The sequence below is a fragment of the Candidatus Micrarchaeia archaeon genome (genome assembly GCA_041650355.1).
Classification (GTDB): domain Archaea; phylum Micrarchaeota; class Micrarchaeia; order Anstonellales; family Bilamarchaeaceae; genus JAHJBR01.
On the sequence record JBAZLI010000024.1, the window covers coordinates 1 to 11,439 of the forward strand.

Below are 11,439 nucleotides of genomic sequence, written 5' to 3' on the forward strand. Positions count from 1 at the left end.
AACAGCGCCTTTGCCCAGGACGGGAATACAGGGAGCAGGAGCGCGAGCGAGGTGAGCACGTACACATCTGCTTCCCCGACGTAGCCGAGCTTGTACGAGAGGTAGCCCGCGCCGAATATTAACGCCGCGGCCGCAATGCCGTATACGAACACTTCAGGCTGGAAATAAACCAGGTTGGCCAGGAGTGCGAGCGCGAGGAACGCGTAGAGCACCCTGTCTGGCACCGTGCGGTTGTTGCGCAAATCGTAAAACGCGGCAGCTGCTGTGCCTGCGAGCGCGATTGCCACGCGCACGGCTTCCCCGGACAGCTCTATTCTCTGAAGCAGGAACGACTCGAACATATCCTTCACCTGAACTTCTCATCCCATGACATCGTCAAGGAAATCATCATGTATCTGTGCCACCAAAAGCTTTATACACTTCGCATCCTTGCCGGTTGCTTCGCCCACGCTCGGCCTTGTCCTGCCCGCGTCCCCGTTCACGAACTCCTTTATGTAGGTCCCTGCCTCGGCGAGGATGAGGAGGCGCAGCGGAGCTTCGGAAAGCAGGCGCAGCCCGAGTATTTTCCTCCTGCGCACCAGGTCGCTGCGCCTGTGCGCCACCCGCTTCGGGGTGCGCTGGCTGAGTACTGCGCCCTCAAGTGCGAGAATTTTCCCCAAGTCCGCGGGTTCGAAGCCCTTGATTTCAATCTCGGCCTCGTAGGCCTTGTCGAAATGGGAATCCGAGACGAGCGCGACTTCGGAGTTGCTTGCGTATTGCAGCCCGGAAATTTCCACTGCGCCTCCGGAGTTCGCTTTTCCTGCCAGGAGCGCGAGGTCCAGCTTCCCTTCCTGCGGCTTGCGCAGCTCAAGAACGAACGGCCTTCCTGCGAGGTTGAGCACGTCCACGTCCTCGCGCCCTGAAGCGTGCAGCTCAACGTCTTTGGCGCCATAGATGTCTTTCGCCGCCTGCGCGAGGAGCGCCTCCACCGAATCGTACCTCACTCCCTTGAAATCGCACTCCTTGCAGCCTTTTCCTGAACAGGATGAGCATGTCCACACGCTCTGCGCCAGGACCGGGCTGAGCTTCTTGTACCTGCCGAAGATGAACAAGTCGGAACGTTCGGCGCGCACGCCCATGCGCGAGAAATTGAACACTATCCGTCCATCAGCGTTCGCGAAATTGTATTCCAAACCAGTGGCTTTTTCGATGCGCCCTGCGAGGGCGCTGTTGAGCCAGCTCTTTATGCTGACGCCCAACCCTAGGTCCCATACCTCTTCCTCCCTGGCCAGCATGTCTGGCGGGATTTCCGAGCTTATCGCGAATTTTTTCCAGTCCTGCGGAATCAGCACGAGCGCTTTCCCGACCATTTCATCTACCATTGAGCTCGCGCCCCTGCACAGGTAGCATTCGGAATCCGCGCACCGCTGGAGTCCGGCGCGGTTGCGCTCCATGCATCTGCCGCAGAGGCGAATCATGAGGACATTTGCATCCCAACATAATAAAAAACTATATAAACCGGGCCCAGGGAATCGTATCTGTGAGCTCTGCCGGCTTCAGCCCGCGGAGCCAGGGTGATAGAAATGGAAGGCAAAAAAACAGCGTTCATATTCGCCGCGATTTTTCTTGCAGGGATGGCGCTGCTCTACTCCTTAGGGGGGGCGCAGGCGCAGGGCGAGAAGCTGGTCCTGTACAACAGCTTCGGGTATTACGAGCAGGACGTGAAGCTGCTCGGCAATTCAGCGAGCTACGGCTTCGAGCTCCCGTACGGGGTGGAGCGGGACTCTGTGAAGCTCAGGGTGGTTAACGGGTATGTTGTGAGCCAGTACATACAAGAGGCCAATTATACGGGCCAGGAGCAGCTGCTGGCTTCATATGTTGGAAAAGAGGTTTCGGTATACGATTCCAACGGGAAGGAGATAAAGGGGAGGCTGCTCAAGTACGACGGAAGGGCGTACGTGCAGACTTCGGAGGGGCTTTTCGTGATAACCCCTTCGTATTCCATGCTCCCTGGATTCAGCGGGAACTTGAGCGACACCAACGCGAGCGTGGTGTTCGTTACGACTTCCGGGGACAACAGCGCTGCGCAGGAAGCAAAGCTGAGCTACCTCCTGGACTCCATATCATGGAATCCGGACTACACGTTATACCTTAACGGGAACGGAGGCACGCTCTCGCTCGCAGGCGCGGTGAGCAACAACGCGAAGGATTACGACAACGTTTCGCTGAGCCTGTTCTACGGCCAGGTGAGGAGGAACAGCTACGGGACGTACTATTATAGCGACTACAAGTACGCCACCGGTGCCGCGATGGACGCGAGTGAAAGGTCCGCTGCGCCGAGCTACACGCCCCAGGGCGTTTTCGAGTACTACAAATTCGATTTGGGAAACGTGGCGCTCAGGAAGGGCGACAGCCAGTTCACGCTCTTCGAGAAGAAGGCCGCGAGCATAAGGAAAACATATGAGATGAGCGTAGGGAGCTACGGCTCGGAGGATTACAGCGCGCTCGCGATAAAGCTCGCGATAAACAACAGCAAGGGCAACGGGCTCGGAGTGGCGCTTCCTTCTGGGAACGTACGGGTGATGGACGAGAACGGCTTCGTTGGCGAGGACAGCGTTGCGGAAACCCCGGAGAACGAGGAGGTGAAGCTCTACATAGGGGACGCTTTCGACGTCGTCGGGTTGAGCAGGCTGATGAACCAGAGCACCCAAGAGATAATAAGCTGCGACCCGCGCGTGATGGCCGCGAAGAACGCGCCGCTGTGCGTGAACGAGAGGGGCAGCATATACGCGAACACCTACACCTACGAGGCCAAGGTGAAGAACAAGAAGAACGCGGACGCTGACGTGGTGCTCAGCTACACTCCCTACGGGGACTGGGTGATGGTGGAGGAGAGCATGCCAGGGGAGAAAGTGAGCCAGAACCTCGTGAAATGGAAATTCACGCTTCCTGCGAACAGCGAGAAAACGCTCACGTTCGTGGTGAGGATGAAGAGCGGGACGCCATACGCGTACTACTCGTCCGAACCTGAGCCGTACGGGATTTCTGACGCGGGCTACAGCCCCTGAGCTTTTTTCTTTTTATTTCCTTCTTCTTTTTTCAATCCCTTTTCCTATCTTATCTAAGGAGTATGAACGGTTTTTATAAGTTCGCGGCACAATCCAAGCCATGCCCAAAACAGACATTTCGGATAAGGAGTTCCTGGAAGTGTGCAGAAAGCAGTCGGAGTGGGTAGGGCAGAATTTCCTCCAGAACCTGAAGGACGGGCTGGAAACGCTGGGATTCGGCAGGGAGCTGGCGGAGCGCAACAAGGAGCGCATTTCTAATAGGATTTCTGCCATGCTTGCGGACGTACGCGTCTCCGGCGTAGCTAGCGGGGAGGATTACGGGCATCTGGAGCAAGGCGGGGAAGCGGTCGCGCTGGACAAGAAGCGGCTTTTCGAGGCGGCTGGATGCAACAAAACGGATCTGGGGATGGGCGTGCGCGACGAATTGGCGCACCAGGCGATGCACGCGCTCCAGCCCGGCTGGGCGCGCGAAGAATTCGGGCAACTCCCCCTGTCGCTCCACGAAGGAGGGGCAGAAGCTTTTTCCAACCTCGTGCTCAGGAGCACCTGCGGGAAAATCACGCACCCGGAGCGCCTTGTGCTGCTTGCCGCGGTCTTTTCTGCGCCAGCGTCTGCAGGTTCGACGCTCAAAAAGGACCTCGCAGCGTACAATCTCGCAGGATTCATGCACTCATGTGAGAATGCGGTCGGTAGAAACGAGATTGGCGGAATCGTGGCGCGCTTCCGCGCAATAGAGCAGCATATAACTTCCATCTTGGGCGCGGAAATGACCGCGAAAAAACTCCTGAATGGGAATTACCTGAGCCAGGAGGGCCTGAAGTTCCTCGCCGAAGTGACCTACGCGAAGGGGATAAACGACGCGACGAGGAAAGAGAATGCGAAGGCGAACGTGATTGCGATGCTCGACGCGAAGCTGGAAAGGCTCGGCGCGCGCAGGAACAGATAAGGGTTTTATTCTTTTCCGCTCCTTTCTAGGCTGTGCGTATTATGGAGTTTACACCTGGCGAGGAGAAGATGCTTTCGAACTTCGTGACCAACACAGACAAGGACGTTTTTGCACTTTTCAACCTGCCCGAGGTGGTGAAGGGCGCGCTCTTTTCCAGGTATTCGAGAAGCTCGAAGAGCCTGAGGAGGGTGCTGCTGGATGAATTCCTGCTCGATAAGGAGCACGGCTTCTCTACAATAGTGGAGCACCAGCAGGAGCGCGGGGCTTCCGGACTCGTGGCGACCCAGAAGGCAGAGGAATTTTACGAGCGCGTGCTCGTCGGGTACGGTGATGACAGCGTTGCTGAGCTTGCAGGGGCGCACGTCGCTATAGAGAACATTTCCAATATAGCCACTAAGTTCATAGAGGATTCCCGCATAGGATTATCTCCTCTTGAGAAGAGCACGCGCTACGTGTATTTCGACCAGAAGGATGAGAATGAAGCTTATTTGTTTTACCGTGAGCCAGGAATAATACGCTCTGAATTCTCTGAGGAATATGAAAAGACGTGCAACTTGCTCTTTGAAACATACGCGAAACTCATACCGAAAATGTCGAAATTTTACGAGGAGAGGCATCCCAAGCCAGATGGGATAAGCGACAGGGGGTATGCATCCACAATACGGGCGAAAACGTGTGATTCGCTCCGTGGGCTGCTTCCTGCAAGCACGAAAACCAATATGGGCGTCTTCGGGAACGGCAGGGGATTCGAATACCTGCTTACGAAGATGTACGCGAGCCGCCTGGCTGAAATAAACGGGATTGCGAATGCACTCCACCAGGAGCTGAGGCAAGTGCTCCCTGCATTCGTCAAAAGGACCGATGATAAGCACGGGCAGGAGCAAATCGCGTATCTGTCCGGAACAGAAGGCAGGACCGCGGAACTTGTTGGCTCTCTCGTGCAAGGCGAGAAAACCAAATTCGAAACCGGGGTTTCGCTTGCAGGGTACGACCGGGACGCCGAATTGAAGGTGCTTGCTGCGATGATATATGCGAATTCACAGGTTTCCATGGAAAGGGCGCTGGAAACCGCTAAAACGCTGGACCAAGGAAAAGTCAGCGAGCTTCTGACTGCGTACGTAGGCGAGCGGAAGAACAGGAGGCACAAACCACACAGGAGCTTTGAAAACACGCATTACACATTTGATATATGCGCGAACTTCGGTGCGTACCGGGACATACACAGGCACCGCGTCCTGACCCAGCAGAGGCAGCTCCTGAACACCAGTCTGGGCTACGACTTGCCCAAAGAACTTGCCGAGGCAGGATACGAAAATGAATTCAAAAATGCGATGGAAGCAGCGAAAAACACTTACGAACGGATTGCAGCGAGGATACCTGCGCAGGCGCAATACGTGGTGCCGCTTGCATATAGGCTCAGATGGTACATGAAAATGAATTTGAGGGAAGCGTACCATTTCTGCGAACTGCGCTCGGTCCAGCAGGGCCATCCGGATTACAGGGTCATTGCGCAGGAGATTTACAAAAAGATAAAGGAAGTGCATCCCTCGCTCGCTTCAGGGATGAAATTCGTGGACATGAAGAGCTACGAACTGGAGCGCCTCGACTCTGAGAAGAGGATAGATAAAAAACTCGATGAGATAGACAGGAAATACGCTAAAGGCCAGCCTCCTTCCTGAGCAAAGGCACCAAATCCGTTTTTTCCCAGGTGAATTCCGGCTCGTCTCTTCCAAAGTGCCCGTATGCAGCCGTTTTTTTGTAAATCGGCCTCTTCAGCTTAAGCGTGTCTATTATCCATTTCGGGGTGAGCTTGAAGTTCTTGAGCACGATTTCGCTTATTTTCTGCTCGGAGATTTTCGCGGTCCCGAATGTTTCCACGTTTATCGAGGTGGGCTGCGCGACTCCTATGCAATAGGAAATCGAGATTTCGCACTTGTCCGCAAGCCCTGCTGCGACTATGTTTTTCGCAATCCACCTCGCTGCGTAAGTTCCGCTCCTGTCCACCTTGCTCGGGTCCTTACCGCTGAAACAGCCCCCGCCGTGCCTTCCGACGCCCCCGTAAGTGTCAACTATTATTTTCCGGCCCGTGACTCCGGTGTCGCCCTCAGGCCCGCCAATCACGAATTTGCCGGTCGCGTTCACGTGTATGCTGGTTTTGGAATCCATCCACTTCGAGCACACTGGCTTTATCACGTTCTCTATGATGTCTTTCCGCACGGTTTCTTCTTTCACCGCGTCCTTGTGCTGGGCTGCTATCACTATTGCGCTCACCCTGAGCGGCTTTTCATCTTCGTATTCAACAGAGACCTGGGATTTCCCGTCCGGCCCCAGGTAATGGAGCGTGCCGTTCTTTCTCATCTCGGAAAGCTTTCTCGTGAGCTTGTGCGCGAGCACTATGGGAAGGGGCATGAATTCCGGAGTCTCGTTCGTTGCATAGCCGTACATCATGCCCTGGTCCCCTGCGCCTTGTTCTTTCCCGCTTTTTTCATCAACTCCCTGGGCTATGTCCGGGCTCTGCTCGTGGATGGAAACGAGCACTCCTGCGTCCTGGCAGTCTATTCCGTATTCCGGGTCTGTGTAGCCTATTTCCCTGAGCGTTTTCCTCACAATTTTTTGCACGTCCGCGTATCCTTTCGTGGTCACTTCGCCTGCGCAAATAACCAGCCCAGTGGTGGTCATGGTTTCCACTCCTACGCGGGAATTCGGGTCCTGCCTGAGCAATTCGTCAAGAATAGCGTCGCTCACCTGGTCGCATATCTTGTCCGGGTGTCCCTCGGTAACTGATTCCGAAGTAATGTATTTTTTGACCATAAAAGCACCTGTTTTGGCTGTGATTTGGATTATAATCCAACCTTTAAAATATGTTTTGAAAAGAATATTCCTTTGGGAATTTTCACCTGGTTTTCAGTTTGTGCCGGAATCCGCAGTTTTGCGCCCAGCATCATAGAAATGCATATATTTCAGTATCGGCAACATAATAGCGGTTACCTCCCAGGAAAACTTAGACTAGAAACAGTGCCAAAACGATATGATTATAAGCATGGTGTTGCAATAAATATATTAGTGTGATTATATGTCTAATAATGCTGTTAATATGCTTGCTGTGCACGGACCGGTAAAAGGCTCCGGGCTCCGACCCATTTGCTTAGGCCGCTTCCTTTTGCCGCCAACGTTTAGAAGTCATGTTGATGAATGCAGACAAGACAGTGCGAGTTTCGTTCCCATTTTAAAGGCAATCGTAGATGCGGAGCCGACCGACAGCGCACTTATGTTTAACACAACTGTTAGAGGCATTGTCTTGAGGCTGGAACCATTCAATCCAACGGAGAATGAATTGGAAAAGCTCTTCGGAAGAGAGGGAAGGAAAAACGCAAGACCACAGATCAGACAGGTGAGGAAAGCCCTAAATCAAATAGCTATTTCAGCTGCAGCCATCGATACTGCTTTAGAGCCGTTTAGGGAAATAGGTCTTGACACTAAGAGACTGGGGAATCTTATTGAACAGCGCGCCATAAATCATTCTATGGGCAATGACAATGAGATAAGCAGATCTTCCATACAGGACTCCAATAGAGTGAAGCGTCTTGAGCCCCGAAGCAATAAGGAGCTAAAGGCCCATGTGCTTAATATCCAGGAAGAGACAGAGAACATGTCGAATGCCATCATGACTCTTAAGAAACTGATGAAGGAAGAAGATGGGTATGACGTGAGCGTTAAGGAATATGTGGGATCAGCATTGGAGATTTTTGGATATATGTGTGAATATATACGAAAAAACCTGCCGCCGACAGGATATGCGCCGCTCAAAAGCACGATTTCATACGTGATGGGGCTTATGCCCAGCTAGCCATAGCCCAGGGTTTGTTTTGCTTCCTTGCTCATCCTTTCAGGAGTCCACGGTGGGTCCCAGACCACATGCACATGGACGTCTTTAACGCCGGGAATGGATTTCACTTTCTCTTCCACCTGCATCGCGAAGAAGCCTGCGAGCGGGCAGCCTATGGTTGTAAGCGTCATTTTCACTTCCACGTGCGCGGATTCGCCTTTTTTCTTCGGCTTTTCCACCTTAACCTCATAAAATAGTCCCAGATCCACTAAATTGACCCCTAACTCTGGGTCTATTACCTCTTTCAACTTTTCCAGTATGGCGTTTTTGCTGGGCATAATAACATCTTAGGAATGTGCACAGGGCAATAATAGCTTTTCGTTCTCCGTCTGGGCGGCTGACTCCTCAGCGGTGCAAAAACGAGCTTTTTAAAATCTGACATGATATAACTTAAATGAACACATGGGTGGTATTTGTGGCGTTTTTTAAAGAAATGATGGTGAGGCGTGGGGTGATTCTAGATACCAGAGGCAGTGGTGCTCTTTTGCAAAATCCTGAAAAAGGGCTGAAACTCATAAATGCCGCTGCAAGGTGGTATGCGTGGGGCGCCGATTATGCTTGTTCCGCTTACTGCGCGGATATCCTGCTTGAAAACAAAAAAGTGAGGGAAGCGGCTGAAGTTCATTTGCGCATAGGCCGGGCCACGAAGGACGCGAAGGAGGCGGTGAAGCACTTCATGGAGGCGGCTGGAATAGCAAAAGAAGCGGATAACAACCTGGCTGTGAAGGCGTATCTATTTGCGATAAACACCGCGCACCAGGCGTTCGACGAAAAAAGCGCGTGGGACGCAGCAGTGGAAGCAGGCAAACTTTTGGATGGCGTAGGCCAGGAAAGCCCGCACGCCTGCGAGATAGGAAGATTGATGGGATACATTTGTTCTGAAGAGATGTTTGTGCACTTTGCATGCAAAGCCGGACTGGAAACGGCGATGCGGGCATTGGAGAAGATAAATGATGGGGGGAAATTAGCGGCGATTGTAAAATTTGCAAAGGACGAAGATGTAATTGCGGCAGCGCTGTGGAAAATGGATGACGCGGCTCTAATCAAAACATGCGAATACGGCCATATTGAGGGAAAAGACAGGCTGCTCCAGATGAGCGCGGATGCTCTTGTAAGTAGGATTTCTTCCTGCCCGCCTAAAGCGCTTGAAATCATCTCTCTGGCTGGCGAAGAGAAGTTCTTAAAGGTCATGCAGGAACTTCAGGAAAGATTTGATGTTGTGGAAAATAACGACGGGGGAGTTGCGATGCTTGCGCAGTGTATTGCTGTGCTTGCACGGATTAAGACACGCACACACTACGAGCAGGATTATCTGAATTTAACTCCAGTTGTGATGAAACTCCGGGACTTCAAGGAATTAACGGACAAAACGAGCATTTTTAACATGGCGAAACTTTTAGGCATATCGGTAAAAATTGATGGAACAAAGAGCAGATTCTTTGAAAAGATACGCCTGCACGAATTCCTGGAACAGCTCGAACGGCTTGCCGAACTGCCCGAAGATTTGGGAGCAAAGGACTGGGCGCGCAACGCCCCAGAGAATGGAATATAGCCGCACCGGCTGGAGCGCAGCCCTAAAGTGCTTCCGGGGGACGCAGATTTATATAGATTTTTCACGAATACAGGCTGTCTAATCTGATGAGGAATTCCTATGGAAAGGATAAAAACCGGAATAAGCGGGCTCGACGAAATGCTCCAGGGGGGGTTGCCGAAGAACAAGCACGTGGCGCTCTACGGCGGGCCGGGCTGCGGGAAATCATCATTCGGGTTCGAGTTCCTTTACAGAGGCGCGCTCCAGAACGAGAACGGGATGTACGTTACGCTCGAGGAAACCGCGGAGGACATGGTGGAGAACATGGAGAACACGTTCTCCCAGCTCACGGATATAGAGTCGCTCATCAAATCCAAGAAGCTCCAGGTGGTGAAGCCCGATAAGCTCAATCTGGAGGAAACTGCTGAGATGATTGAGGATGGAATAACGAAGAACAAGGTGAAGAGGGTGGTGATAGATTCGGCCACCATGGTGCGGCTCTCGTTCGAGGGCAACTTGGAGTACAGGCAGACGCTCTTCGAGTTCTTCTCCCTTTTGAGGGGGCTGGACTGCACGGTGATGATGACGCTCGAGGCGAGCAGTCCGAGGAAGGAGCAGGTCGTTTTCGATATCGAGCATTTCGTGATGGACGGCATAATCAACCTGTACAGCCTCGAGCAGGGGGACAGGAGGATACGCGCCTTGGAAATATTCAAGATGAGGGGCACCGACCATTCCAGGGAGCTGGTGCCGTTCAAGGTAACCCCTTCAGGCATAAAGATTTATGTCGGGGAAAAGGTGTTCTAGGTTTTCTGCATGGAAAAAGGGGATTTCTTCTACGCGATTTTCTGGTCTTTCGCGATGGCGTTCGCGGCCTATTTCCTGGGCTTCGGGCCAGTTGCGGCGGTGTTCTTCGCGATGGCGTTAGTTGGGTGCGCGGCGGTGGAGAAAATAGAGAACGCGGCGTATGTGGCAGGCACGGCGCTGGTCGCGCTCGCGTTCGCTTCCTATTTCTCGGCTAGTTTCTATTTCCTCACGGACAGGGTCGCGGTTGGCATGCTGATGTTCTTCGTGCTTCCTGCGGTGCTCCTGGAAGTGAGGAAGCTGACCAAGGGCGCGGAAAAAACCCGCGTGGCGCAGCCTAAATAGGTGTCCGAATGTACGATCACAAGAAAGTGGAGCAGGAGATGGCGGATTTCCTGGAGAAGAACAATATTTACGAGAAGGCCAAGAAGAAGAACGCCCAGGGGGAGCCGTACTATTTCTGCGACGGGCCCCCGTATGCGACAGGCCACATACATCCGGGAACCGCATGGAACAAGTCGCTCAAGGACGCGATGTGCCGTTACTGGCGTATGCGCGGCTTCAACGTGAGGGCCCAGCCGGGCTTCGACACGCACGGGCTCCCGATAGAAGTGAAGGTGGAGCAGGAGCTGGGGATAAAGAAGAAAAAGGAAATCGAGGAGCGGGGGATGGACAAGTTCGTGGCGAAATGCAAGACCTTCGCTGACAAGTACATAGAGATAATGGGCGGCCAGTTCAAAAGCATAGGGGTGTGGATGGATTGGGAAAACCCCTACATCACGTACCATGACGATTACATTGAATCGAGCTGGAAGACGCTGAAGATGGCCCACGAGAAGAAGCTCATGCACGAGGGAGTGTACGTGCTGCCCTACTGCTACAGGTGCGAGACCACGATGGCCAACTACGAGCTCGAATACGGCGAGGAAACCGACCCGAGCGTGTACGTGAAATTCAAAATCAAGGGGAAGGAGAACGAGTACCTCATAATATGGACCACCACGCCGTGGACTCTGGTCGCGAATATGGCGGTCATGGCGCACCCGAAATTCACCTACGTGAAGGCGAAGGTTGACGATGAGGTTTGGATAGTCGCGAAGGAAAGGATGGACGCGCTCATGGGATTTGCTGGAAAGAGCGCGACCGTGCTCGAGGAAACTTCCGGGAAGAAACTGGAGGGGGCAGGGTACGAGCATCCGTTCCAGGATTTGATAGAAAAGAAGGC

12 protein-coding genes are annotated in these 11,439 nt (G+C 53.2%); 8 read left to right on the top strand and 4 right to left on the bottom strand.

Features of this window, described 5'->3' with window-relative positions; genetic code table 11:
* A partial coding sequence (locus WC488_02565; protein ID MFA5077284.1) for a prepilin peptidase occupies positions 1-341 on the bottom strand: 341 nt, incomplete at its 3' end.
* Between the two features lie 18 nt (positions 342-359).
* A complete protein-coding gene (locus WC488_02570; protein MFA5077285.1) occupies positions 360-1,457 on the bottom strand; it encodes a tRNA pseudouridine(54/55) synthase Pus10 in 1,098 nt (365 codons plus the stop codon).
* 105 nt (positions 1,458-1,562) lie between these two features.
* Here WC488_02570 and WC488_02575 point away from each other — a divergent pair, with 105 nt between their 5' ends.
* From WC488_02575 to WC488_02585, 3 genes are all read left to right on the top strand, one after another.
* Entirely contained in the window at positions 1,563-3,047 is a 1,485-nt protein-coding gene (locus WC488_02575) for a hypothetical protein (protein ID MFA5077286.1), read from the top strand.
* Positions 3,048-3,147: 100 nt separating this feature from the next.
* The gene (locus WC488_02580) at positions 3,148-3,993 is read left to right on the top strand and encodes a hypothetical protein (GenBank protein MFA5077287.1); all 846 of its coding nucleotides are present in this window, start codon (positions 3,148-3,150) and stop codon (positions 3,991-3,993) included.
* 41 nt (positions 3,994-4,034) lie between these two features.
* On the top strand, positions 4,035-5,672 hold the full coding sequence (locus WC488_02585; protein MFA5077288.1) for an FAD-dependent thymidylate synthase: 1,638 nt from the start codon (positions 4,035-4,037) through the stop codon (positions 5,670-5,672).
* Here WC488_02585 and metK read toward each other — a convergent pair.
* The gene (metK, locus tag WC488_02590) at positions 5,650-6,804 is read right to left on the bottom strand and encodes a methionine adenosyltransferase (GenBank protein ID MFA5077289.1); all 1,155 of its coding nucleotides are present in this window, start codon (positions 6,802-6,804) and stop codon (positions 5,650-5,652) included. The two genes, WC488_02585 and metK, sit on opposite strands and share 23 nt — an antisense overlap.
* A 283-nt stretch (positions 6,805-7,087) precedes the next feature.
* Between metK and WC488_02595 the strand changes: the two genes are divergently transcribed.
* Positions 7,088-7,840, top strand: coding sequence for a hypothetical protein (locus WC488_02595; GenBank protein ID MFA5077290.1), 753 nt, complete (start codon positions 7,088-7,090; stop codon positions 7,838-7,840).
* Here WC488_02595 and WC488_02600 read toward each other — a convergent pair.
* On the bottom strand, positions 7,837-8,157 hold the full coding sequence (locus WC488_02600) for a metal-sulfur cluster assembly factor (GenBank protein ID MFA5077291.1): 321 nt from the start codon (positions 8,155-8,157) through the stop codon (positions 7,837-7,839). The genes WC488_02595 and WC488_02600 overlap by 4 nt on opposite strands.
* Before the next feature lie 206 nt (positions 8,158-8,363).
* Between WC488_02600 and WC488_02605 the strand changes: the two genes are divergently transcribed.
* The 4 genes from WC488_02605 to WC488_02620 all read left to right on the top strand — a co-directional run.
* Positions 8,364-9,431 (top strand): hypothetical protein, encoded by a 1,068-nt coding sequence (locus tag WC488_02605; GenBank protein MFA5077292.1) that lies wholly within the window; start codon positions 8,364-8,366, stop codon positions 9,429-9,431.
* Between the two features lie 99 nt (positions 9,432-9,530).
* Positions 9,531-10,217 (top strand): ATPase domain-containing protein, encoded by a 687-nt coding sequence (locus WC488_02610; GenBank protein ID MFA5077293.1) that lies wholly within the window; start codon positions 9,531-9,533, stop codon positions 10,215-10,217.
* Positions 10,218-10,226: 9 nt separating this feature from the next.
* Positions 10,227-10,559 (top strand): hypothetical protein, encoded by a 333-nt coding sequence (locus tag WC488_02615; protein MFA5077294.1) that lies wholly within the window; start codon positions 10,227-10,229, stop codon positions 10,557-10,559.
* An 8-nt stretch (positions 10,560-10,567) separates the two neighbouring features.
* Positions 10,568-11,439 (top strand): class I tRNA ligase family protein (locus tag WC488_02620; GenBank protein MFA5077295.1); only part of this gene is annotated, 872 nt, incomplete at its 3' end.